The sequence below is a fragment of the Syntrophaceticus schinkii genome (assembly GCF_000946815.1).
Taxonomy (GTDB): domain Bacteria; phylum Bacillota; class DSM-12270; order Thermacetogeniales; family Thermacetogeniaceae; genus Syntrophaceticus; species Syntrophaceticus schinkii.
The window spans coordinates 1-24411 of sequence record NZ_CDRZ01000008.1 but is presented as its reverse complement, the minus strand read 5'-3'; the positions used below and the strand labels follow the sequence as shown (position 1 = coordinate 24411).

General features: G+C 47.0%; 25 protein-coding genes, 3 pseudogenes and 1 riboswitch. Of the genes and pseudogenes, 5 read left to right on the top strand and 23 right to left on the bottom strand.

Annotated features, from left to right (window positions below; all coding sequences use genetic code 11):
* Positions 1 to 491: 491 nt before the first annotated feature.
* The 22 genes and pseudogenes from SSCH_RS00905 to SSCH_RS15935 form a co-directional block, all read right to left on the bottom strand.
* Positions 492 to 1742, bottom strand: coding sequence for a serine hydroxymethyltransferase (locus SSCH_RS00905; RefSeq protein ID WP_408645675.1), 1251 nt, complete (start codon positions 1740 to 1742; stop codon positions 492 to 494).
* A gap of 517 nt (positions 1743 to 2259) precedes the next feature.
* On the bottom strand, positions 2260 to 3441 hold the full coding sequence (locus SSCH_RS00900; protein WP_198142049.1) for a sigma-54 interaction domain-containing protein: 1182 nt from the start codon (positions 3439 to 3441) through the stop codon (positions 2260 to 2262).
* Positions 3442 to 3489: 48 nt separating this feature from the next.
* A pseudogene (locus SSCH_RS19735) lies at positions 3490 to 3567 on the bottom strand (hypothetical protein); the annotation flags it as partial.
* A gap of 4 nt (positions 3568 to 3571) precedes the next feature.
* Positions 3572 to 4039: a stage V sporulation T C-terminal domain-containing protein gene (locus SSCH_RS18600; RefSeq protein ID WP_198142048.1), complete on the bottom strand. Its 468-nt coding sequence runs from the start codon at positions 4037 to 4039 to the stop codon at positions 3572 to 3574.
* Between the two features lie 70 nt (positions 4040 to 4109).
* Positions 4110 to 4988, bottom strand: a complete 879-nt coding sequence (locus SSCH_RS00895) for an MBL fold metallo-hydrolase (RefSeq protein ID WP_052835163.1) — start codon at positions 4986 to 4988, stop codon at positions 4110 to 4112.
* Positions 4989 to 5310: 322 nt separating this feature from the next.
* Positions 5311 to 5523 carry a lipoate protein ligase C-terminal domain-containing protein gene (locus tag SSCH_RS15960; RefSeq protein WP_198142047.1) on the bottom strand — a complete coding sequence of 71 codons (213 nt, stop codon included), beginning with the start codon at positions 5521 to 5523 and terminating at the stop codon, positions 5311 to 5313.
* Positions 5480 to 5689, bottom strand: coding sequence for a hypothetical protein (locus SSCH_RS18595; RefSeq protein WP_052835161.1), 210 nt, complete (start codon positions 5687 to 5689; stop codon positions 5480 to 5482). The genes SSCH_RS15960 and SSCH_RS18595 overlap by 44 nt, the downstream gene beginning before the upstream one ends.
* A gap of 14 nt (positions 5690 to 5703) precedes the next feature.
* Positions 5704 to 6306 (bottom strand): lipoate--protein ligase, encoded by a 603-nt coding sequence (locus tag SSCH_RS15950; RefSeq protein ID WP_084710814.1) that lies wholly within the window; start codon positions 6304 to 6306, stop codon positions 5704 to 5706.
* A 6-nt stretch (positions 6307 to 6312) separates the two neighbouring features.
* Positions 6313 to 6555 carry a hypothetical protein gene (locus tag SSCH_RS17930; protein ID WP_232294127.1) on the bottom strand — a complete coding sequence of 81 codons (243 nt, stop codon included), beginning with the start codon at positions 6553 to 6555 and terminating at the stop codon, positions 6313 to 6315.
* Between the two features lie 20 nt (positions 6556 to 6575).
* On the bottom strand, positions 6576 to 7379 hold the full coding sequence (locus tag SSCH_RS17925) for a dihydrolipoyl dehydrogenase family protein (RefSeq protein ID WP_198142046.1): 804 nt from the start codon (positions 7377 to 7379) through the stop codon (positions 6576 to 6578).
* An 11-nt stretch (positions 7380 to 7390) separates the two neighbouring features.
* The gene (locus tag SSCH_RS20625) at positions 7391 to 7690 is read right to left on the bottom strand and encodes an FAD-dependent oxidoreductase (protein ID WP_156972008.1); all 300 of its coding nucleotides are present in this window, start codon (positions 7688 to 7690) and stop codon (positions 7391 to 7393) included.
* Positions 7691 to 8123: 433 nt separating this feature from the next.
* A complete protein-coding gene (gene gcvPB, locus SSCH_RS00880) occupies positions 8124 to 9566 on the bottom strand; it encodes an aminomethyl-transferring glycine dehydrogenase subunit GcvPB (protein WP_044663822.1) in 1443 nt (480 codons plus the stop codon).
* The gene (gcvPA, locus tag SSCH_RS00875) at positions 9563 to 10885 is read right to left on the bottom strand and encodes an aminomethyl-transferring glycine dehydrogenase subunit GcvPA (RefSeq protein WP_456300442.1); all 1323 of its coding nucleotides are present in this window, start codon (positions 10883 to 10885) and stop codon (positions 9563 to 9565) included. The genes gcvPB and gcvPA overlap by 4 nt, the downstream gene beginning before the upstream one ends.
* 10 nt (positions 10886 to 10895) lie before the next feature.
* Positions 10896 to 11285, bottom strand: a complete 390-nt coding sequence (gene gcvH / locus SSCH_RS00870; protein WP_044663820.1) for a glycine cleavage system protein GcvH — start codon at positions 11283 to 11285, stop codon at positions 10896 to 10898.
* A gap of 33 nt (positions 11286 to 11318) precedes the next feature.
* Positions 11319 to 12416, bottom strand: a complete 1098-nt coding sequence (gene gcvT, locus SSCH_RS00865) for a glycine cleavage system aminomethyltransferase GcvT (RefSeq protein ID WP_044663819.1) — start codon at positions 12414 to 12416, stop codon at positions 11319 to 11321.
* A 217-nt stretch (positions 12417 to 12633) separates the two neighbouring features.
* Positions 12634 to 12745: riboswitch (glycine riboswitch) on the bottom strand.
* 456 nt (positions 12746 to 13201) lie between these two features.
* Positions 13202 to 14224 carry a molybdopterin-binding protein gene (locus SSCH_RS00860; protein ID WP_232294126.1) on the bottom strand — a complete coding sequence of 341 codons (1023 nt, stop codon included), beginning with the start codon at positions 14222 to 14224 and terminating at the stop codon, positions 13202 to 13204.
* 22 nt (positions 14225 to 14246) lie between these two features.
* Positions 14247 to 14558, bottom strand: coding sequence for an XdhC family protein (locus SSCH_RS17140; RefSeq protein WP_044663818.1), 312 nt, complete (start codon positions 14556 to 14558; stop codon positions 14247 to 14249).
* A gap of 409 nt (positions 14559 to 14967) precedes the next feature.
* A pseudogene (yqeB, locus tag SSCH_RS15940) lies at positions 14968 to 16676 on the bottom strand (selenium-dependent molybdenum cofactor biosynthesis protein YqeB).
* Positions 16677 to 16735: 59 nt separating this feature from the next.
* Positions 16736 to 17005: a winged helix-turn-helix domain-containing protein gene (locus SSCH_RS00840; RefSeq protein WP_198142044.1), complete on the bottom strand. Its 270-nt coding sequence runs from the start codon at positions 17003 to 17005 to the stop codon at positions 16736 to 16738.
* A 90-nt stretch (positions 17006 to 17095) separates the two neighbouring features.
* Positions 17096 to 18409 carry an L-cysteine desulfidase family protein gene (locus tag SSCH_RS00835; RefSeq protein WP_044663815.1) on the bottom strand — a complete coding sequence of 438 codons (1314 nt, stop codon included), beginning with the start codon at positions 18407 to 18409 and terminating at the stop codon, positions 17096 to 17098.
* A 461-nt stretch (positions 18410 to 18870) separates the two neighbouring features.
* Positions 18871 to 19329, bottom strand: coding sequence for a RidA family protein (locus SSCH_RS00825; RefSeq protein WP_044663813.1), 459 nt, complete (start codon positions 19327 to 19329; stop codon positions 18871 to 18873).
* A gap of 188 nt (positions 19330 to 19517) precedes the next feature.
* The gene (locus SSCH_RS15935) at positions 19518 to 20534 is read right to left on the bottom strand and encodes a DUF3048 domain-containing protein (protein ID WP_052835158.1); all 1017 of its coding nucleotides are present in this window, start codon (positions 20532 to 20534) and stop codon (positions 19518 to 19520) included.
* 253 nt (positions 20535 to 20787) lie between these two features.
* Here SSCH_RS15935 and SSCH_RS00815 point away from each other — a divergent pair, with 253 nt between their 5' ends.
* The 4 genes from SSCH_RS00815 to SSCH_RS00800 all read left to right on the top strand — a co-directional run bounded on the left by SSCH_RS00815 (position 20788) and on the right by SSCH_RS00800 (position 23633).
* Positions 20788 to 21018: an alpha/beta-type small acid-soluble spore protein gene (locus tag SSCH_RS00815; RefSeq protein WP_044663812.1), complete on the top strand. Its 231-nt coding sequence runs from the start codon at positions 20788 to 20790 to the stop codon at positions 21016 to 21018.
* Positions 21019 to 21194: 176 nt separating this feature from the next.
* Positions 21195 to 21452 carry a hypothetical protein gene (locus SSCH_RS00810; protein ID WP_044663811.1) on the top strand — a complete coding sequence of 86 codons (258 nt, stop codon included), beginning with the start codon at positions 21195 to 21197 and terminating at the stop codon, positions 21450 to 21452.
* A complete protein-coding gene (locus SSCH_RS00805) occupies positions 21427 to 22770 on the top strand; it encodes an NfeD family protein (RefSeq protein WP_044663810.1) in 1344 nt (447 codons plus the stop codon). The genes SSCH_RS00810 and SSCH_RS00805 overlap by 26 nt, the downstream gene beginning before the upstream one ends.
* Positions 22771 to 22868: 98 nt before the next feature.
* Positions 22869 to 23633: a slipin family protein gene (locus SSCH_RS00800; RefSeq protein WP_044663809.1), complete on the top strand. Its 765-nt coding sequence runs from the start codon at positions 22869 to 22871 to the stop codon at positions 23631 to 23633.
* A gap of 204 nt (positions 23634 to 23837) precedes the next feature.
* On the opposite strand, the gene SSCH_RS17915 is transcribed toward SSCH_RS00800, so the two are convergent.
* The gene (locus tag SSCH_RS17915; RefSeq protein WP_156972007.1) at positions 23838 to 23978 is read right to left on the bottom strand and encodes a hypothetical protein; all 141 of its coding nucleotides are present in this window, start codon (positions 23976 to 23978) and stop codon (positions 23838 to 23840) included.
* A gap of 186 nt (positions 23979 to 24164) precedes the next feature.
* Here SSCH_RS17915 and SSCH_RS00790 point away from each other — a divergent pair.
* Positions 24165 to 24411 (top strand): annotated as a pseudogene (locus tag SSCH_RS00790) (signal peptide peptidase SppA); the annotation flags it as partial.

Sequence of the window (24411 nt, the reverse complement as noted above, 5' to 3'; positions counted from 1 at the left end):
ATCTTTTCTTTCATCTTTTGCCCATTTTGTACAGCCCTCAGGCAGGAATACCTTGTTGATGTATCGAAGAAAATCTTTGAGCCACCGTTTCGACATCGGTGGTAACACCTCCTGGAAATGATGATTTGATCGTTGTTGCTTCCAGGAGGTTTTTGTCATTAGTTATGTTTTTTCCTGCCTGTTTGGTTTAAAAAATGCGAATTAATAAAATTTTGCTTTTATACTGCGTTGCTTGCACCGCAAGAACTTAGGCGATCACCTGCGGAGTTTCTGTCTTTGGAGTATACAACACGTTCCTGGGGAACACTCCTCTTTATCTTTGCGTAATCATATACAACATCTAGAATGCCGTCCTTTGGGCCGCAAGCAGGGCAGGTATATAAACCCGGCTTTGCTGTAAGTTCTTTTCCGCAGTTTATGCAGCGTAAACCAATGACATTATTCAATCCATTCACCTCATAGAAGTGTAATTTAACAGTGTGTCAGGAGCATTATGAAACAGAATCGCTGTATAATGGAAAGCGCTCACAGAGATCGTGCACCCGCTGACGCGCCTCCTCCTCATAATCATCTGTGGAAAGGGTGATATTCATAATGGCAGCAATCTCCCTCATTGCTTCTGTATCAAACCCACGGGTGGTTACTGCTGGACTGCCGATACGTATGCCGCTAGTAATAAAGGGTTTTTCCGTATCAAAGGGAACTGTATTTTTGTTAACAGTGATCCCGATTTCATCGAGGCGCTGTTCAGCCTCTTTCCCAGTAATATGCTTGTTGCGCAGGTCGACCAGCATCAAATGATTATCGGTTCCACCGGAAACGAGATTAAAATCATACTGCATCAGGCCTTCGGCAAGGGCTGCCGCATTAGCAACAACATTTTTTTGATAAGCAGTAAATTCAGGCTGCAGGGCCTCCTGTAGAGCTACAGCTTTAGCAGCAATCACATGCATCAGGGGGCCTCCCTGGATTCCCGGGAAGATCGATTTATCGACAGCTGCGGCATACTTCTGCTTGCAGAAAATGATGCCGCCCCGGGGACCCCTCAGGGTTTTGTGGGTAGTTGTTGTCACGAAATCTGCATAGGGTACTGGCGAAGGATGAAGCCCTGCAGCAACCAAACCGGCGATATGAGCCATATCCACCATAAACAAAGCTCCTACCTGATCGGCAATTTCTCTAAATGCCTCAAAATCAATAATTCTGGGATAAGCACTGGCACCGGCTACAATCATTTTGGGCATGTGTTTAGTAGCCAACTCTCTGACTTCTTCATAATCTATCGTCCCGGTTTCCCGACCAACACCGTAGTGAACAAAATTGTAGTATTTTCCTGATAGATTCACAGGACTTCCATGTGTCAGGTGCCCACCATGGGAAAGATCCATCCCCAATACCAGATCGCCGGGGTTTAATGTGGCAAAATAAACTGCTTGATTGGCCTGTGAGCCGGAATGGGGTTGGACATTAACATGCTCTGCCCCAAAAATTTGTTTTGCTCTTTCCCTGGCCAGGTCTTCCACCTGGTCCACAAACTCGCAACCCCCATAGTACCGCCTGTCAGGGTACCCCTCTGCATACTTATTGGTTAATACAGTTCCTTGAGCCTCCATCACAGCCGGACTTGTAAAGTTCTCCGAAGCGATCAGCTCGATCTTGTTGTTCTGTCTCTTGAGTTCCTGGCGTATGATCTTCCCTACTTCAGGGTCAACGCAATCTATGCACTCAAGGTGTTCTCGCAATATACTCACTCCAATTACTCTATTTTTAATAAGTACACCTATATATCAAGCAATAACCATGCCATCTTTTTATCCTGCGTAAAATTATTGCTTTCTGCTGACTATATCGCCAATACAGGGAGCCATTGTTTTTATATCTGCTTTTTATCCATAAATACCTGCATTATCACAGGTATTCAGCACTTTAATGCTTATTATCCGCTTTTTGAGGCTTGTTATAAGAGATATTTCAATGTCAGCGGTGCTTGCAACCTTATCATTGCGATAATAATAGAACAGCACCGAGCATCATAAATGCAACCCCTTTGCAAAAAATAACCGCCGCCAACCAACTGCATTCAAGCCAATCCAGAGCAGTTCGACAACAAGAAAACTGCAACAAGGTACCGCTAAACAGAGAGGAGATAACTACCCTGATGGGCAGCTATCTCCTCTTTTCCTGTTATACATCTTAGAATAATAAAAGGGAACTAAAGCAATTTATCGTTATGATAAGTAATTTCTCACTATGATATGGTCAAGCCTCTACATCCTTAATTCCATAGCGTTTCATCTTTCGGTAAAGGGTAGCGATCCCGATCCCCAGTTCCTCTGCCGCTTTTTGCTTTCCCTCTACTGTTGTTCCATACTGCTGCAGACAGCGGCGAATGGCTCTGCGCTCAAGCACTTCCAGGTTAAAGGAAACCGTATCCTCATCCTCCACCTCTCTAATCCCCACCGGAAGTTGCTCCACATCCAAAAAGTCACCGGCAGCCAAATTCATGGCATATTCAATAGCATTCTGCAGTTCCCGCACATTGCCTGGCCAGGAATACTCACACAGCTTCTTGCCAAACCCCTCTGTCATATATTTGACATCTTTATTTAGCTGCTGATTATACTCATCAATGAAATACCTGCATAGGACGTCAATATCTTCTTTCCTCTCCCGCAGAGGTGCAATATTAATCGGGATTACATTGATGCGATAATAGAGATCTTCTCGAAACTCACCCTGGGCAATCATTTTTTCCAGGTCACGGTTTGTTGCAGCGATCACTCGCACATCAACCGGGATCGGATAAAGCCCCCCGATCCGTTCAATTCTACGCTCCTGCAGGACCCTTAACAGCTTAACTTGCAAAAACTGAGCCATGTCTCCAATCTCATCCAAAAACAAAGTACCTTTATCAGCCAATTCGAATTTCCCCATTTTGCCACCCTTGCGGGCACCTGTAAAAGCACCATCTTCATAGCCGAATAATTCACTTTCTAAAAGCGATTCTGGGATAGCGCTGCAGTTAATGGCAACAAAGGGACCCTGTGACCAGGCACCATAATTGTGGATCGCCCTGGCCACCAATTCTTTGCCTGTGCCGCTCTCCCCTCTGATCAAGACAGTTGAATTGCTGGAGGCAATGCTTTTAATTTTTTCATGAAGCTGTCGTATTGGCTTACTGACTCCCAGAATGTCCTCCACAGTATAATTGGTTTCATTGCTGGAATACCGATTCACAAGACGCCTGATCTTGGTAAATTGGTTGAGGGCAATGGCAATGCCCTGGACTCCCTTTTCGGTGGTTATGGGACGGGCGTGAATCATTAAATGCAACCTTTCCGGTTTGGCATCTATCCGCATCTCTTTCTCCAGTACTTTCTGCTTACTTCCAACAATATTAATAATTTCATCCGCCCTTTTCGAACCCAGTAATAATCCCAAAGAAGCATTAGAGGAAGAAATCGCTTCACCTAAGAGCTTTTGGGCCGTCTTGTTATAATGCATAATTTTTCCGTTGAGATCCGTTGTAATCAGGCCCTCTTCTAAACAGTCGATAATTGATTTCAAATATCTATATGAGTAAACAAGAACCCTTTAAAAAATCCTCTTCTTTTATCTTCAACGCCAGAGTTTCCGCCATTTTTCCTAAAAAGGCAAGATAGGATTCCTGATTCTGCCTGACAATCCTGGCTCTTTCTTCATCAAAACAGAGCAGGCCGATAACCCCTACAGCACTACTGTCTACATTGATCGGATAAACGATCTCATATTTTTCAGGACAGTGCTCCTTTTGTTCACATAATTGGCACAACATATTCTTTCCCGGGTTATCGATCACCACCTCATGCCCCAGACGCATAACCTCCTGGTAAATAAAACCCTGATGCTCCATAGACCTGCCTACATTCTCGCGGTAAATACCTGTTCCTGCCACACGAACAAGCTTCTTATCTGCTATTTCCACATCAATTTCCAGCACTGCGGCTATCGCCTCGGCAATCTGCTGCGCATAATTCTGAATATCCATTAATTCATTCATCTGGATTACCCCCCAGTTGCAAACACACAAAGTGAATTATTATGTTAACTAAACATTGGATCTGCCATCCCTATACTGAAATAAATTTAATATTTCCACCCACTAATCGCAAACGTATTCTATTAATGCTATTCAAATAAGAAAGGAAAGCAGAGGTTGTGGTGTGAATGAAATAGTACTGAGTAGTGCTCAACGGCAAGCTGAGCTCCCTGATCAGTATAGATACAATTTCTTCCCTGCTTGTTGGTTCCTTCGTGATTTCCAGGATAAGCCTGATCACCGCTCTACAGACCTCACGGTTTCTTTCAGCCAGTCTTTGCACATCAATCACTTGCCCGCCATGTGTAAGCACAGCATAAGAAAAATTGGTGTTTTGAAGAAAATCCAGGGTTGTAAAGTGGCCATTGGCATCTGCCAGATATGGAAAAGGAATACGATTCAAAATATCATCTGCCAGCAGGCTATCTCCCAGAAAAGTCACACCATCAGGTGTTACAATACCGAGCTGACCCAGAGTGTGCCCTTTTAAGTCCAAAACCTGAAAGGGAACACCGTTTATCTGTTGATCTCCTGCTTTGAGGATATTCGTCACCCTTGATGGTGAAGCTAATAAAAATTTATTCCTTAGGACTGGAGGTGGATATGCGGAATAGAGTATGAATGGTGTGAGAATTGGGTTTTCTATCAATGTTGCTTCCAGTGCTGAAGCATAAATACGACAGTTGCTTCTGTTTTGAATAATCTGGTTGCCTGTACAGTGGTCCGCGTGGTGGTGTGTATTGAAGATGCTGTGAACAGTGATTTTTCGTTTATGCAGATATTTTAGAATTGCAAGGGTCTGTTCTTTCTTTGCGCCGGTATCAATAAGCAGGCAAGATCCGGAGTCAAAAAAATATAATCCGATAAGACTAGGATAGTTAAAGCAGTATGTGTTTCCTGCTATCTGCACAAGCCCCAGCTGCTTTCCCTCCCCTGTAAATAGACGTCTGATACAGGATGTCAGATGTGAGAAGCTTGGGTAACTGCTCTTTTACGGGTTCCAAAGCAACCCTCAACCCGGTATCGCCTGTTTTTACGCCCTTCTATCCCTTCTAATGGTAGCACCCAGGCACTGCAGTCTGTGTGAATAATCATCTTTACACCTTGATGGGCGCAACATATAGTACAACTCACAATGGTTAGCTATATATATTGTTTTTCCCAACCCATCTTAGCACTTTTCACACAGTCTGACGGCATCGATATCCACCGATTAACCAGTCCAAAGGTATCTATTTCGACAATAAATCACAAAATACCTCCCTGTTCAAGCCCGGAATATAATTATCAGGCTCAACACTTTGTAAGGCTTTCCTGATACCATCCTCCTGGAATGGGACATTTTCCAGTGCCTTTTCCAACGGCAAGAGGTCTTCCCTGCCAAAAAAGTCTCCATAGATCTTACACCCAGTGATTACCCCACCCCGCCACATCCAGGAGTACATCCAGCTTCCCCCAGGGAAAGTGCCCGGATTTTTTGATGTTATAAGAGGGGGAAGCGCCGAAATTCCATTCCCAGGTCTCATATTTGCCCCTCTTGAGTTCCTCAACTTGGCGCAGGTCAGCGGGTGTCAGGTGGTAATCCCCCTGATCCGCGCCAAAAGCTGTCATTAATGCTTCTTTGATCAGCCTTGAAATTCATCCATCTCTAGGGGAGAGGAGAGGAGTTCTCTGATATTGATGACTCTGCTTCGCACAGAGGAAACCCCTCTTTTGGCCAGCTTGTCGTGGCTAACTTTTAGAGAATTCTCCAGATTGTCCAGATCTACATCAAAGAGCAGTGTGCCGTGGTGGATAACACTATTCTTCTTTTGGTACTGAGAGTTGCCGGACACTTTTTTGCCGTTGATGGTGATGTCATTCCGTCCATCAATGGTCGCTGGCAGTCCTAATCTTTTGAGCGCCTCTACAACCGGGGCCATAAAGCTTGCAAAATCGTACTTTCCGCTCTTCTGGTTTTTAAAGATAAATGTGAAGTTCAAATTACCCTGGTCGTGGTAAACCGCTCCTCCACCGGTCAGCCTCCTCACGACAGCCACATTGTGCTCTTTGATAAACTCCAGGTTCACCTCATCCCAGGTGTTTTGGTTCCGCCCCACAACAACAGTCGGTTTGTTCTGCCAGAGAGTCAAATAATGATTACCGAGTTCTAATTCATATAAGAGGTATTCCTCGACAGCCATATTGAAATAAGGATTATGAGAATCGTTGACAATATAAAGCATCATGCAACCTCAAGACCTGGAAACAAGGTGCACAGCTCTGCCTGCAGCATCAAGAACCGCTTCATAGAAAGCTTCTCCCAGTGTGGGATGGGGATGGATGGTAGCAATCACATCATCAAGCTTCATCCTGTTCCTGACGATGACAGCAGCCTCCTGAATCAGGTCGCTGGCGTGCGGCCCAACTATATGGACACCACGAATTACATGATCAGCATCTGCGATTACCTTGACGAGTCCGTCCCTTTCCCCCATAGCTGCTGCCTTGCCATTTGCTATAAAGGGGAACTTCCCGATTTTGATATCGACTCCCCCGCTTCTCCATCCTCCTCCTCAGTAAGACCCACAGCAGCGATCTCAGGAAAGGTGAAGATACAAGAGGGTACAGCTTCGTAGTCTACAGAGCTATCCAGACCAGCCATCCTCTCCACAGCTGCGATCCCTTCTGCAGAAGCCAAATGGGCAAGCATCGGACCCCCGATCACATCACCGATGGCATAGACGCCTGGTACACTTGTTTCATAATTTTCATTCACAGTTATAAATCCATCATTACAGGCAACGCCCAGCTTTTCTAAACCGATTCCCTGGGTACAGGGTCTGCGCCCGGTAGCTATCAAAACCTGATCAACTGTAAAACATAGCTCCTTTTTGCCTACAGCTGTAACCAAAAGGCCATCCGGTGTCTCCTGGATCCCCTGCACTTCTGTTCCTGTCAACACCTTGATCTTCTGTTTTTTGAGAAAAACACCCATTCTTTTTACGATTTCCCGATCCATATTGCCGAGGATGTCAGGCTGGAATTCAAAAACAGTGACCTGGCTCCCAAAAGAGTGGAAAATGCAGGCAAACTCCAGGCCGATCACTCCGCCACCGATGATGGCCAGGCGTGGGGGCACCTCAGTAAGTTCCAGTATTTCATCACTGGTGATCACCCCGGGCAGCTCCGCCCCAGGGGTGGATAGTTTGGCAGTACAGGATCCTGTGGCTAAGAGAACCCTCCTGGCTTTAATCTCCTTGCCATCCACCATTACACAGTCATGATCAGCGATCACAGCCTCCCCTGCAACCACCTCCACCCGGTTGGCCTCTAGCAGCTTCCTCGATTCCAGACACCAGACCGGATACGATTCTGATTTTTTCTGTTATCGTGCCCGGCCATATCAAAGGTGATGTTTTCTGCCGCGGCATTGAAATCCCGAAGACGGCCCAAAGTTCTCAATACAGAAGCGTTCTGGTAATAAGCCTTTGTCGGGATACATCCCCTGTTCAAACAGGTGCCTCCCAGGGCATCCTTTTCAACCAGCAAAACATTCATCCCCAACTGGCTCGCCCGGATGGCAGCTACATATCCGCCGGGGCCTCCCCCGATGACGATAAGATCTTTCATGCTGGATTCCCTCCTGCGCTTATATTAGATCTGAATCATGTGTCATATAATGGTAACCCTCGAGAAAAGTTCTATTAAAAATCCGGGTTATCCTTGGAGATAAACGACTTGGATACAACCAGACAAAAGCCACATCACAAGGTGCTGGTCATTTTTTTGGGTAAGGGGGGGCCTCTCCCAACACCTGGTTTTCCACAGGCTTGTTTGGTGTCCCAAACTGTGTGCATTTATGTTGTTTGTCAGTTAATAAATATTGGCACTGATCTAAACTTCCATCTGTAGTGTATCGATTTTTGCGATATAAGGATAACCCGGGTTTTTAGCTATATCTTAAAGCAAGAAAGCAAGCTTCGCTCAATCACAACTTACAAGCAACCACTAATTAAATATGTCACCCCCGGCTGCAAAAGGTGACAAGAAAACCGTCCCCCTGTCACCCCCACTTGAGGATGGGCTGACGGGCGGCGGTGACCTCATCGACTCTGCGAATAGGTGTCTTAGCGGGAGCATCCTTGACCAATTCAGGATTCTCTTTGGACTCCCGCGCAATCTCCTGCATCGCCTTGATAAAATCGTCCAACCTCTCTTTTGTCTCGGTTTCTGTTGGCTCGATCATCAAGCCCTCATCTACGATAAGGGGAAAGTAGATGGTCGGTGGGTGATACCCGTAGTCAATCAGGCGCTTGGCCACATCAAGGGCTGTTACACCATTTTCCTTCTTCTGCTTAATGGCTGAAGCCACAAACTCATGCTTGCACAAGCGGTCATAAGGGATTTCGTAATACTCCCGGAGGTTGTGGCGGATATAATTGGCATTGAGCACCGCATGCTGACAGGCCTCTTTTATACCTCTTCCACCCAGTGCCTTGATATAGGCGTAGGCCTTGACCATCACCCCAAAATTGCCGTAGAAGGACTGCACCTTCCCGATGGTATGAGAAAGGTTGTAATCCAGGAAATACTGTCCATCCTTTTTGCCCACAAGGGGAACAGGAAGAAATTCCGCCAGAAAATCCTTGACACCGACAGGGCCAGAGCCTGGGCCCCCTCCTCCATGAGGGGTGCTAAAGGTCTTGTGCAGATTGAGGTGAACAATATCAAAACCCATATCCCCGGGGCGGGCGACACCCATGATAGCGTTGAGATTGGCGCCATCGTAATAAAGGAGTCCCCCAGCTTCATGCACAACTGCGGAAATCTCAGCGATTTCTTCTTCGAAAAGCCCCAGGGTATTTGGGTTGGTCAGCATTAAACCGGCGATCTGATCGCTCATCAATGAACGCAGGTCATCAACATCCACCAGACCACGGTCATTGGACTTAACCTCGATCACCTCAAAACCCAGCATATGAGCAGTAGCGGGATTGGTCCCATGAGCGGAGTCAGGTACAACCATCTTTTTGCGCTGGAAATCCTGGCGCTGTTCATGATAAGCCTTGATCAGTGATGCACCGGTCATCTCCCCATGGGCACCGGAGGCGGGTTGCAGAGTAAAACGTTCCATTCCGGTAATCTCACAGAGCATCTTCTCCAACTCGTACATCAATTCCAGGGCACCCTGTACCGTCTCCTCCGGTTGATCCGGGTGAAGATCAGCAAAGCCCGGCAGGCGTGCAGCCCATTCGTTGATCTTGGGGTTATACTTCATGGTGCAGGACCCCAGGGGATACATGCCGCTGTCCACACCAAAGGCCTTCTGGGATAGTTCTGTGAAGTGGCGCACCACCTCCACCTCACTCACCTCAGGCAGGATAGGATCGCTTTCTCTCAGAAACCCTTGCAGAGAATCTTTGAGTTCTACTGGAGGCACATCCCCTTCCGGAAGGGAAAAAGCGCCACTTCCAGGTACACTTCTTTCAAAAATGAGCTTACTCATGCCAGCACCCCTTTCAGCAGATCCACCATCTTGTCGATCTCCTTCTTCGTCCTCTTTTCGGTGAAGGCAAAGAGCAATGCATCATCCAGCTCATAACCCCCGATGATCCCTTGCTTCAATAAAGCCCTGTTAGCTGCGGCAGGATCAGCCAGTTGCACCGGAAATTCTTTAAAGAAGGGCAGCTGATACTTCAGGGGGAAACCCGCTTCCTGTAAGCGATCCCTGGCATAACAGGCCAGCTCATGGCACCTGGTCGCTATAGCCCGTAAGCCGCCAGGCCCCACTATGGACAGGTATACTGCAGCAGCAAGGGCACATAAGGCCTCATTGGAGCAGATGTTAGAGGAAGCCTTTTCCCTCCTGATATGCTGCTCCCGGGCCTGAAGGGTGAGCACAAAAGCCCTCTTGCCCTCTAGATCCTTAGTTTGACCAACAAGACGCCCTGGCACCCGGCGCATCAGCTTCTTGTTTACAGCAAAGAAACCCAGATAAGGGCCTCCGAAGCTCAACGGGTTCCCCAGGGCCTGTCCCTCTCCAACAGCGATGTCCGCTCCCCAGTCTGCCGGGGGTTTTAAGATCCCTAGTGAGATAGGGTCTACAGCCATGATCAACAGCCCTTTGACTCCATGCACCGCAGTCTCTATTCTTTCAATTTCCGGCTCTAGAAGCCCATAAAAATTTGGGTATTGAATAACTACAGCTGCAGTATCTTTATCTATCTGCTTGACCATTTCATCTGCATCTACAGCACCATCACAACCAGGGATGACAACCACATCGATCCCTTTGCCATGAGTATAAGTGTGCAGCACTTCCAAATAGCGTGGATTGATGGTACTTGCAATAACAACCTTTTTCCTCCTGGTAGCGTCAACAGCCAATGAACAGGCCTCAGCCACAGAACTCCCCCCATCAAACATGGATGCATTGCACACATCCATCCCGGTCAGGGTGCAGATCATACTCTGGTATTCAAAGATGCTCTGCAAAACTCCCTGGCTCAACTCCGCCTGGTAAGGGGTATAGGCTGTAACAAATTCCGATCTGGACAGAACATGCTCCACAACCGCAGGAACATAGTGATCATAAGCCCCTGCACCAAGAAAACATGGATATTCGCCTGTGGTCATATTCCTGCCGGCCAGTTCACTCATTTTCTTGCGCAATTCCAGCTCTGACAAAGATTCGCCAAGATCTAATTCCCGGTCTAGCTGCAGCTCCCCAGGGATATCGATAAATAACTGATCAATATCCCCCAAACCCATGGCCTCCAGCATTTCCTGGACAACCCGGGGAGGATTGGGTGTGTAAGCCATCAAGCTTCCCTCCCTATTCCTCTTTTTCACAAAAGTCGGCGTATTCCTTGGAATTCATCAGTTTTTCGAGCTCAGCGTTGTTGCTCATCTTGATCACTGCGATATGCTCTCCATAGGGATCGCTGTTGAGTGACTCAGGAGCGTCTTCCAACCCTTCATTGACAGCAATGACCATACCGGAAACCGGGGTATGCATATCTGACACCGCTTTTACAGATTCGATGACACCGATACTCTCCCCAGCCTCAAACTCGCTGTCCAAATCAGGAAGTTCCACAAATACAATATCCCCCAGCTGGTGCTGTGCGAAATCCGTGATTCCGATATAGGCCTTCTCACCATCTACACGCACCCATTCATGTTCATCGGAATAATAAAGCCCTTCCTTGATTTCTGTCGCCATAGCAATCACTCATCCTTTCGTTGTAATTCGAAATTATTTTTTGCCTCTCCTATAGAAAAGCCCTTTTCCTGTACGCGCCTTGACAGCCTTTTTCCGGATCATGATCTCAATCTCATTATCAATTAGTGCGAATTCACTCTTGATCAAGCATAGGCCAAGATTCTTTTCCAGTGTGGGAAGATAGCCACCACTGGTAACATGACCGATCTTGGTGCCATCTTTTTGTACATCATAGCCGGGTCTTGGGATCCCACGGCCTAACATCTCAAACTCCACCAGTTTCCGCTCAACACCCTTTTCCTTCTGCTCAGCCAGAGCCTCTTTTCCGATAAAAGAGGGCTTTTCCAGCTTCACAAAGCGCCCAAAACCAGCCTCCAGGGGTGTTATGTCCTCATCCATTTCATGGCCGTACAGGGGCATTTTTGCTTCCAAGCGCAGGGTATCCCGGGCTCCTAACCCGCAGGGTGCTACCCTATCCCCGCCCTCTTGGACAATTGCCTCCCAAATGGTGCAGGCGGCTTCAGGCGGCATATAGATCTCAAAACCATCCTCTCCCGTATACCCAGTCCGAGAGAGAAGGCAGTCAACCCCAGATACCTGTACATGCGGTAGAAAATAATAGTACTTGATAGTAGCCAGATCAGCATCACAAAGAGGCTGCAAAATCTCCTGCGCCAGTGGCCCCTGTAGAGCAATTTCAGCAAAACCATCGGAAACATCTGTAATGGTAACACCCTGGGGAAAAGCTTGTTCTTGCATCCAGGCGAGATCTTTTTTGGTATTGGCGGCATTGATTACAAGAAAATAGTGTGTAGGAGAGAATTTGCAGACCATCAGATCATCAACAACCCCACCGTGCTCATAGCACATGGGTGAATACCGGATCTGACCTATAGCCATATCAGTGAAGTCATTGGTAAGCAGGTTGTTGAGATACTCCAGTGACCGCTCCCCTGTTACCTCAACTTCACCCATATGAGAAACATCAAACATTCCGGCTTTACTGCGCACCATTTTGTGTTCAGAAATAATCCCCTGGTACTCCACCGGGAGTTCCCAACCACCGAAATCGATAAGTTTCCCCTTATACTTCTGGTGCATGGGGAAAAGAGGAGTTCTTTGAAGACTCATTTTCCATACCTCCAAGTATATTATTGGATAAAACTAAACCCCATAAACCCTCAACCTCTTTTACATGAACACCCCTCCTTGTTGCTATTTTCCCCTAATTAAGAAAAAGAATAAAAAAACAGAACACAGAGATATAAAACCCCTGTGCTCTGTATATTACCTGAGAGATTCGCCACAAAGGCTTGCCCCTTCGGCGTGTCAAACACTTTCCAGAGCCTGTCCAAATACGGTCCTGTTACCTGAAAGTTTCATCGCCACCCTGGGTATAGTGACAACTTGCTTCTTCGGTCAAGGCACTCAATTTGCCATTATTCTCCCGTATTCTTCATCCACGATTCAATCTATATTGTATAATTCATAAATATGTTTTGTTCGATATATAATTAGAAAAACTTTTCCGCAAACCAATCGTTGTCCATTAGGGGGTTACTAGATTTACTATATTGCTTTACCTTAATCAAACATGCAAAATTTATGCCTGTTGTTTTCAGTTCAACATATCCGCTCTCTGTTAACACCAAAAAACCCCTCTACAATAGGGACTACAGCAAAAAAACCTTGCCTTTCAAGAAATTTCATTTGCACCTTTCAGCAGCAAAAGAACGCCTAATATTTATCAATATAATAAATAATTTCTCATAATGAGATAAATACTCATTTGCCCCGCATTCATTTCAGCACTCAGCAGCAAAATTCATACCAAGATGACTGTCGCTGTCGACCCTTTCCAACAACTAACGACATACCTGAAAAACAGAAACCGGCGTCCCCCATGCACGTCCTCGTCAACGGCAGAAATAGCAGTTGGGATACCGGCAGGTCTCACAGTGGGAGCAAAGGCCACCCTCTCCCATCGCTGTAAAATAACTTTTATCCAGAAGTTCACCGGCAAAGATCCTGGGCAGTACAGCATCCAGAATTGTGGTACGGTAGTACATACCGCACCCTGGAACCCCCATCAAAGCTGTCCCTTGCAGGTAGGCCATCATGAACATGTTGCCCGGCTGAACCGGTACTCCATAGGTCACAATACTGGCTCCCGTACCTCGGATAGCAGCAGGTGTCACGTCATCCGGGTCCACAGACATGCCCCCGGTCAAAATGATCAGGTCAGCCTTCTTCTCGATAAAGTTCCATATGGCACTTTCTATTGATCCCTGATCATCTGTGCAAATTATCTGCCCCAGACATTCAGCATCAAAATAAGCTAACTTCTCTTTGATCACCGGACCGAATTTATCCTTGATGCGCCCCTTGTAAACTTCACTGCCTGTGGTTATGATCCCAAATCTTAATCGCTTATACCGCTTAACCATAAAGGGAGAACCCTGTTCGCGGCACATTTCTTCTACCCGGCTTAACTTGGAATCGGAGATCATAAGGGGTATGATTCTGGCTCCAGCAACATTTTGACCGCACTCTACCATAAAGTCTCCCGGCAGACTGGCTATAGAGATATCCTCTACGGAGTTAATCTCTTGCAGAAGGGAGGTGTTCACTTTGAAGAGCCCTTTAACTGTGGATTTTAGCGAGGATTTCCCTTCACGTGGTTCTTCACAGGCGATATTCTCCCCGGTCGCGGCTCTGGCTAACCTCATAGCTGCATCATCTTCATGCACATCTCCCGGGTCCGACTGCCAGACATAGATATGTTCTTTGCCTAGCTTCAACAGTTCAGGAACATCTTCCTTGCTGATAATGTGCCCCTTTTTGAATGCCCTGCCTTTAAATTCACCCGGTACAATCCTGGTGACATCCTGGCACAACACCATCCCCACAGCTTCTTCAACCCGTACGCTTTTCAACATTTCCTGCACCTTCCCTCATTTACTATAGCTGTTTTTCCCCACCAATATGCTCCAGGTAGAGAGTCCCTGCCCCACCACAGGCCATTCCCAGATCGATGAGCCTCTTCTCCCAGAGCATTGATTTCTTGGTTTTCATGACTTCTAAAGCCTTTTTAGTGGCCTCGAACTCCAATTCACCACCCCCTATTGTACCCTTTATCTTTCCACGAGGGTAGACCAGCATTTTTGCACCTGCTTTTCTGGGAGTAGAACCTTTGGTAGAACACAACGTAACCAATACCGCCTCTCCTCCCCTCCGGTAAACACCGACAACTTCCTCGATCAAGCTTGCCATAAACAAACCCCTCCCTTCAGGTGACTGTCACCAAATAGCCAAATATGTATATACACGTTGTCCCTTTTGGTGCCTGTCACCAAAAGGTCGAATCTGTATATAGCGGTATACACAGGTTGCTGGCTGCCGTCTTTTCTCCGACCTCCGACCTTCGGCATTCGACATCTATTCCCACTTCCAACCTCCCACTTTTCACATCTCATTCGCACTGGGGACTGTCTCCCTTGCCGAAAAACGGAAGCCGGAAACCGGATGTCAGAAGTCTGAAGTTACCAGGGACTTCCTTGTATTACTAAAGAGCATGATGGCACGCTACATTTACGAACCGCAATAGACAACTGAACTTTTCTAGCTACAGTTTCAGGACATGGATAACACTATACCCACACGGCAACCACTATCTTACTAACTACCAACTGCTCCCCTTACACCACAGAAATGCGCCAGGAACCGTCCCCGTTGCATCTGCCAAGGTCAAGAAGACAGCTCTGTTGACAAAAAATTCATTCTTGAACACCTGTTCCAGGGGTTTGCCGGTCCCCCCATTTTCCGCGGCAACCAGCTGTGCCATAATGCTGAGGGCTATCTCCTCAGGTTTTTGGCCGCCCAGATCAAGGCCGATGGGAGCTGCCACTTCTTCCAATGCTTTTCTAGAGACACCCTCATTGAGAAGTGCACTGAAATTATTTATCACTTTTCTTCTGCTTCCAATCATCCTGCATAGCGGACATCAAAGCGAATCGCCTGCCTGAGGCAGAGCAGATCATATTCATGTCCACGGGTAATGATAACAATGCTCGTCATCCCGTTCATTTCCGCCTTGAATTCTGCGTCATTCAAAACTTCCTCAAAGGGTGCACAGATCAACCTGTCTGCCTTGGGAAAGCGTTCTCTACTGACCAGTTCCTGGCGGTCATCCACAACCACCGTCCGGTACCCCAGTATTGCAGCCATCTCCACCAGCGGTAAGGCCACATGTCCCGCTCCAAAGATGACAAGTTTTTTCTGTGGGAAAAACGGCTCCTCCATCACCCTGACCATGCCATCAGCTTGCACAGGCAGCTTCACCTGAATAATGTCTGTGGATGGATCTGTTTGGAAAAACAGTCTTTCAGAACGGGCAATCATTTTTTTATCCAGAGAAAAAAGTCCTAAGGTTCCATAAGCGAACCCTTCTGAAAGCACAAGGAGGTGTGAACCACTGCGCAGTTTGGAATCACCCGGGGACTTTACCAGGGTATAGAGGATGCCTGGTTTCCCCCTGTCCAGTTCATCCTGCAATCTCTGGTAGATCAGTTGGTTGAATTTGCGTGTATCGTGAATCCCGTTTTTCTGCAGGGTAGAGATGGCTTCCAGCACCCCTCTGCCTACTGTCCAGGCCTTATCTGTAACAGCAAAAGCAATCTCTTTGTTCACTTCAGGGTGGATATCTCCCAGCTTTGCTCCCCTGCTTACTTTTAAGCCACTTTTCAGCAAGCCATGAACTGTTCCGCTGATGTTAGCCTTAACAGGTGCATGGTCCACATAACCTACAGTGTCCCCTTTTTCCACCGGATCACCGATCTTCATTTTTGCTGTGAAAATCCCCTCCACCGGGGAACGCAGGACTCTTTCCTCTGTATAGCCCTTGACATCGCCCGGAATGCCTGTATTAGGAAGAGCAGTCCCTTTGTAAAGGGGTGTACCCATGCCTTTCCCCCTTTTGGTTTCGATAACAGCATGTACATCCACCCCTGCCTCATACCCAGGACCCAGTGCTATAACAATACCTGCATCATCAATACTCGTTCCCATATTTTTCTTGGTCATGGCTGCGTCAATATAGATAAGTGGGGGATACTTTTTAAGGGTTTCCCCATCTGGATCCACCAAGACAGCAATATGCCCCTGTTTGGTGATCTCCAGGGCTTCTCGAAAATCCCCGGCCCTGCAGCCACGGATACCCTCTATCATTAATTCTCCCTCATAGACAGCTTCAGCAAAAGAAACTAACCTGCGGACACAGGTAGGCTGAGGAACCTCGGTCATCACAACATTAAATCCGTCTTTGAGAAGAGTTAAAGCAACTCCACTGGCCAAATCCCCTGCACCTTTAATTAATACATAGTTCAGCACCATCTGATCCCCCTTGCAGAATAGTAATTGGCAGTCGTTATGCTTGCTAGAGTATAACGCAGTTATGAAAAAAAATCATTGAAGTGCTTTTCGTAAAGCTCATCCAGAAGTTCTTCCGCTTCTCTCATAAAATATTGGTACCTTTGTATTAGTTCTCTTGCTTCCGGGGTCAGACTAGCCCCTCCGCCAGCTTCACCACCAACCTGGAATTGGAGAAGCTTAAAACCCAAGCGTTGTTCGAGCCCCTTGATCAGCTTCCAGGCATGGCTATAGGACATAGACATCTCTTCGGTGGCACCTTTAAGAGAACCGAGCCGTTCAACCCTGTTCAAAATTTCGCAGGGGCCTTTTCCAAATGCCTTACCTGTAGAATCTAACCAAATTTTGTATTTTAGCTTAAAAAAAACGTTGATCATTTTTCATCAAGTTGCTGCACTAATGCGCCCTTCCTCCGTATGAATCATTTTGTCCTCAATAATCCTGTAAATACAGCTGTTGGCTTCTAACATTCCATGATAACAAACCTTAGCGATGTTTTCTAGCGTTTCTTGGATACTCCCTCCAATAATACCATCGGATTTTTCGATCTCTACACCTTCCAAGGAAAGAAAGGCCGCCAGCACTGCCTCAGAAGCACATGTAGAAACCTTAAGAGCGCACCCCGGTTTCCCCCCATCGCAGACCATACCACTAAGATTTCCAGCCAGGTTGTTCACTGCAGCTGTTATCTCCTTATCGGTTCCGCCCAACATCCAGGTGGTAGCCGCCGCCACTCCTACACCCGCACAAATTGCTGCACCGCAAGCACTGCCAAGGCGCCCGATAAATTCCTTAGCATAGATGGTTAACAGGTTGCTGTATAACAAACCCCGCAGCTCTCTCTCTGATTCCACCTGAAAATAATTTGCTATGATTCCGATAGGTAGAAAAGCACAAATACCCTGATTTCCACTCCCTCCGGTTGACATCGCCGGCAGATCCGCTCCACCCATCCTGGCATCTACTGCGGCAGCTGTGAGCATTCTTACACTTGTCAAGGGATCATGCACAGAGGGAAGATGACCTTTCTGTCCAAGGGTTTTCAGCGTTTTACCCAAACCCATGCCGTAATGACCTTCTAATCCAAGCGAGGCAAGTGCTTTATTCATTTCCAGTCCCTTTAATAGAAAATCAAAATCATGCAGAGGAATATTGCTGACGATCTCATTGAGCTGTGTAATGTCATAATTTTTTAAAGGGCACTCCCTGGGATCACTAGTCTGGTGAAACACTGTGTTACTATTCTCTTGAATAAGAGTGATATTGGTATAATCATCCTCAATCCTTACAAGAGCAGAACCCTTATCTGAAAAAAGTTGTGCCTCCACAAAGAGATCCGGACAGATTTGTTTAACATTTATATCTACAAGGTTTTTCTTCACCATCTTTTTCGCTGTAACAACATCCTGTTCAGCGACGGATTTCAGCACCTCTAATCCGGCTTCCGCATCCCCTGACATGGCACCCAATAGAGCAGCCAGTGGAATTCCAAATTCACCTGGCCATGGTATCCTCGCCGCACTTGCGTTTTTATATAGATTAACACTTAAAGTAAGCTGCACTTTGGTTAAGGTTCCGATGAGATGCTTTCTAGCGGTTGCAGTCGCCAAGGCAATAACCCCGGGATCAGTGCAACCTAGAGCAGGTCGTACCTGTTCTTTTAACACATTAATAACATCTTCATAGCAATCTGACACTATGATACACACCCTTTATTAAATTGCTCTGATTGATTTACTTGCATCAGTACATTACATTGCAACATTCGTGCCTGCCATTTTCAAAATGCAGGTAACAGCGTATTCTCCCAGTCCCATGGGCATATGCCGGATAAAACAATACACTGAACCACACTGCCGATTTATCATTTTAATAACCGCTCCGACATCTATTCCCACTTCCCACATCTCATTTGCACTGGGGACTGTCCCCCTTGCACGAGGAATAAAGACTCTTGACTTTACTTCCACCCGCATTTTGGACAGTTCTTTTGCCATCTTTGAAATGGATGGACTTCAGGGAGCAGTATGGAGTGACAAGCATATATATAGCAAAAAAGCTTGCCTTAGAAGGCAGCTTTTTGCATTCAGAAATCAAACCCTTATTCATTTATCAGAATGATTCTAAACTTCTCACTATGATAAAAACAGCAGTAACATTATTCAATCTCAACTATCATCTCTACTTCCACCGGCACATTCAAAGGCAGTGCGGCAACCCCTACAGCTGAACGGGCATGGCTTCCTTTATCACCGAAGACCTCCACCAGAAAATCGGATGCTCCGTTGATCACCTTTGGCTGGTCGCTAAAGCTTGGGTCACTGGCCACATAACCGACAACTTTGACGATTCGTTTTACCTTATCTAATGACCCTACTTGCTGTTTGATTACAGCCAAGCTATTAATGGCAGCAATCTTTGCAGCCTGACAAGCATCCTCTAAAGAAACTTCTTTCCCTACCTTGCCTTGATACTTAAGCTCACCCGCAACCGTGCAGAGCTGCCCCGAAAGGAAAAGCAGGTTTCCGCTGCGAACTACCGGCAGATACGAGGCTACAGGCTTTGGTACATTTGGCAAGGTGACACCGATTTCAGCCAGACGATTTTCGATTTGCATAACAGATATCACTCCTATTGATGGTTTTGAAAACCCGTTTATAATAACTATTCAACCTTCTCTACCGCCCCCCATACCTGCTCTGCGGAGATACCCCCTCTGTCCTCGGGTGACTGTCACCTTTTAGCCTAAGTTGTCTATACAGGTTGTGCTTCTGGGTGACTGTCACCAGGGGCATAGGACAAGATTTATACCTTCTCTACCGGGGTTCCCGGTCGCAGCACCTGAACCCAGGTATTGCCCCTGGGGAAGATGATCTCCTTGCCTTCTGCATTAAAAAAACGGGTGGTTGATTTCATCGATTCTTTTTGCCAGGTGCCTTCCTGGTACTGTCCAGCCAGGAAGAATTCCGCTTTGCCGCTGCCAATGACGTTAATATCGATACAGGCAGTCCCGTCCCCGCGGTATTGATGGGGGGCATACTGAATCACCACATTGGTAACCGCAATCTGCTTGCCGCTCTCCCTGTCGCTGTGAGGAGAAGAATTGATATACCGCAGATACCTCTTCTCACTCGCAGAAAACTCATAGAAGACATTGTTTCCACTCCCATAGCTGAAGGAGATCTTGCTGAAATCAGGATCACCTTCCGCTGGGTTCCCGAACTGCCAGTGAGGCTGAAGTCCCTGCTTTTTCCCTTTTGTAGCCTTATCAATATTCAGGTAGACATTATGGGGTGCTTTCCTGGCTTGATCACGGCGATATTCCCCACCATTCCGAAATTCGTCCAGATCTTTGATCCCCCAACTCTTGATGTTAGCTGATGCATCCTTTGATCCGCCTACATGAGCGTAAAGTGCATCCCATTCTTTACAGATCTGCAGATAATAACTGCGAGCACTGCGCACAGGCCCCACAGCATTCGGTGGATCCCCGGCGAAAAGAGCCATAAACCTGGTGATCTTTGCCTCTGCCTCCATCTCATAGACGACACCTGCCTCCCCTAAACCAGTCTGGGGTCTGGCAGCACCAAGATTATCCACCATAACAGCAACCAGGGGAACAACCTTCTGTGCCTTTCGGCCAGTTAAGGGATCTGTTATTCCAGTCTCCTCAACCTTCTGCCCATTTGCAGAATCTCCAATGGGAGTTTGTGCAGTGTTTTGTGAATTATTCTGATAGCACCCGCACAGCAAAGCAGATGTCAAAATCATGATAGCAAGTAAAGCAAAAAGCGAAACAGCAGGTCTGTTCTGTCCTTTCACGATAACATTCCTCTCCTTTCCCTGAAGCCTATCAAGGAAGATTTATGCAACAATTCTATCACTACCTATTATATGCAGTCAATTCCCGGAACACTCGGAACACTCGAAAACACTGGGGAACAGTTCTACTGCATAATTCCGATATCCGACATTAATTTTTCTGTACCCTTTTCCAATGGCTAACGATCACCGCCAACTACTAAATCATATTTTCTTTACCGCATGGAAAAACTAAATCCAGGGGTGATGAATTATGGCAACGAAAAAAACTCCACAGGAAAAAAAGAAGACAAAAAAGAAACCAGGGCCACATGAAAAGCTAAAATGGGAAACCGCCCGAGAACTGGGCCTCGATGACGACCTCGCCAGATCCGGAGAAAGCCTTTCCGTCCGGGAGGCGGGTAAAATCGGCGGCCAGATGGTAAAAAAACTGATCAAAGCCGGCCAGAAAGCACTGGAAGAGGAAACTCAAAAAAATAAATAAAATTGATAAACCGTGAAGGAGAACAAAAATGGACCACAGTGGATCACAGGGACGGTACTTGTGATCTATTTTTTGGTTGATTATGGAGGCCTAAAGTCATAACCGGATTCACAAGGATACCACTTTTCGGAGGATGTAAAATCGGAAACACACAGAGAACACAGGGGATCGGGAAGATGAAAGGAGAGCACAGGGATGGGAGCAATCAAGCCATATCTGGTGAGATCTCGAAGATTAGGTGGATCAGGAGAAGCGTCCCCCTGATCCATCTGATCCATAGCGATGACCAAACACAGCGGTCATCGCCTTTTTTATCCTTATTTTTAGGGAACTACAAAAGAAGGGAGATGCGCCAGGAGTGTAGAATATACAAGCAAAACGGGTTATCAACAGAAGGGGTAGGAAGAGATGAGGAGAAAATGGAGCATACCTAAAAAAACTCTAATTAAAAGCATTATTTTGCTTGTTTCCCTTATTATAGCTGTCACCACACTGGTTCCACAAGGACAAACAGCACCTGGTTCTAATCCGGTTATCGTCGCCCGTTATGAAGGTGCTGTGGTGCCCGTAGCAGCCAAATACTGCGAACGTGTTATTCAGCATGCTGAAGACTTAGGCGCTACGGCATGTGTAATCGAACTCAGCACCCCGGGAGGGCTCTACTCCACCACCCAGGAACTGGTTACTACTATTCTCAATGCCCAGATACCTGTAATTGTTTATGTTTCCCCTGCCGGGGGCTGGGCGGGATCTGCAGGAACCTTTATTACAATTTCATCCCACGTAGCCGCTATGGCACCGGGCAGTCGTATCGGAGCAGCCCACCCTGTATCTATCGGTCAGGATAATCAACAGCAAGATGTTCCCAGCGAAAAGATCACCGAAGATGCGGCGGCCTGGGTACGCTCCCTCGCCCAGATGAGGGAGAGAAACGCCGATGCCGCGGAACTGGCGGTGACTGAAAGCAAATCATACTCTGATACCGAGGCTCTCGAATTAAACCTGATCGACCTGAGAGCAAGAGATCTAAACGAACTGCTTCAGGAGATTGACGGTAGAAAAGTTGTTTTAAGCAGCGGCAATGAGGTAAAACTTCAAACCAGTAAGGCTCCCGTTCAGAGAGTTCCGATGAACTCCATTGAAAAGCTCCTTCTTGACCTGAGCAATCCTGACATTGCTTACATTCTGATGACCGTGGGTATGGCCGGGATCATGGTAGAAATCTACCATCCTGGACTTATTTTCCCTGGGGTTGTGGGAGCGATTTCACTCTTGCTGGGGCTCTATTCTCTTGGTACACTAGATGCATATTGGGGAGGGGTTCTTTTGATTATCTTAGCTTTCGGACTTTTTATCGCTGAAGCCTTTGTAGCCAGCCATGGGATTCTAGGGGCTGGAGGTGTCATTTCCTTTGTTACCGGATCACTGCTTCTTTTTACAGGTGGCCCCCCGGGTCTAGGGGTTAACATCGGTCTGATCGTGACCACAGCAATATTTTTTACCGCGCTGATGGCCCTGCTTGTTATAGCTATCATCAGGGGACAAAAGCGGGCGGTAACAACAGGCAGTGAAGAGCTCATCGGAAAGGAGGCAGTTGTTCGAGAGGACCTACAGCCTGAAGGAGCAATTTTTATCGCAGGTGAACTGTGGAAAGCTATGGCTGTAGATGGTATCATTAAAGCCGGAGAAAGGGTGATCGTTACCGGTATCGATGGGCTGAAATTGAAAGTGAAGCGTATTGATCATACCTGATCAGACTGCCATGAATGGCAGGCACCAAAAACATAAAATTATAATTAAGAAAGGGGTGACATCCCGGAAGGGGAACAACACACCTTCCGGGGAATAACATGCCAGGTTATTTTCCACTGATTATTCTTATCATTATGCTTGTTGCAGCCTCAATACGAATCGTACAGGAGTATGAGCGCGGTGTAATCTTCCGCCTCGGGCGCTGTGTTGGGGCAAGGGGCCCTGGGATCATCTTTCTGATTCCGGGTATTGAACGAATGCAAAAAGTCGACATGCGGGTAATCACCATGGATGTACCATCCCAGGAGGTCATTACCAGAGACAACGTTACCGTAAAGGTAAATGCCGTAGTCTACTTCAGGGTTCTCAACCCGGTGGACTCCGTAATCAAGGTATACGACTTTATCAAGGCCACCTCTCAGCTCTCCCAGACAACCCTCAGAAGTGTCCTGGGGCAGTCTGAACTGGATGAGCTGTTATCAAAACGTGAGGCCATCAACCAGCGACTGCAGCACATCATCGATGAAGGCACAGAGCCCTGGGGTATCAAGGTCGGCACTGTAGAGGTAAAAGATGTGGAACTGCCACCCAACATGCAGCGGGCAATGGCAGCTCAGGCCGAAGCTGAGAGGGAGCGGAGAGCCAAGCTGATCCACGCCGATGGAGAGTTCCAGGCATCGAAAACACTGGCTCAGGCAGCTGATGTTATCTCCCAGAACCCGGCCACAATCCAGCTTCGCTATCTACAGACACTCAGGGAAATTGCGGTTAACCAGTCCAGCACCGTCGTCTTCCCACTGCCTATCGATCTGATTAAACCTTTTATGAAGATGGCAGCTGTGTCTTCTGCAGAAGAAGAGTAAAATTAACAACTCCTAAGGTGGATCAGGGGGACGGTTCCCCTGATCCACTTTTTTTATTCCTTACCACCCAGGTGACACCATCAGAAGATGAAACCAGTGGCCGAAGTCTTAATATTAATGAACTGTCGGAGCAGATTTTTCACAACTTCCGACCTCCGACATCCGGTTTCCAACCTCTATTTTCCAGGCAGAAATCCATACCGCTCAGGCTGCACCAGCAAAAGATGAAAACAGAGCATAATCTTCTAATGATGCTCCCGTGTGCTGGCATCCATCTTTTTCCCGACCTCCGACTTCCGGCATCCGACCTCTGTTTTCCAGGCAGGCAATTCTTTTTTCCAACAACTATAACCAACCACCAAATAGAAGAAACCGGAGGTCTGAGGACAGAACCAGTTCTTGAATGAGCAGGAATTTGTCACTCTAAGGCGAAATAGAAATTAATGGTTCTACTTCCCTGCCTGGAGAGAAATGGGCAGTATTTGTTTCAACTGTCCGCTCATAATATTTATGAACAGGAGGTGATAACATTTGGATTCAAAAAAAGCCGGAATAATTATTGTCACTGCAAGCATACTGATCACTCTGATCGCAGTGGTTGTAGGCTCTAAAGGGAGACCTGAAAGCAGCGGAAAGGCCTTCACCGGTTCTGATAAAGTTGCTGTCATCCATCTTTCGGGACCAATTACCCTCAGCCAGGACTCCTCTCTTCTGGGAGGTGCTTCCAGCGCAAGCTTGACAATGGCTGATTTGGAAAGGGCCGAAAGGCACGACTCCC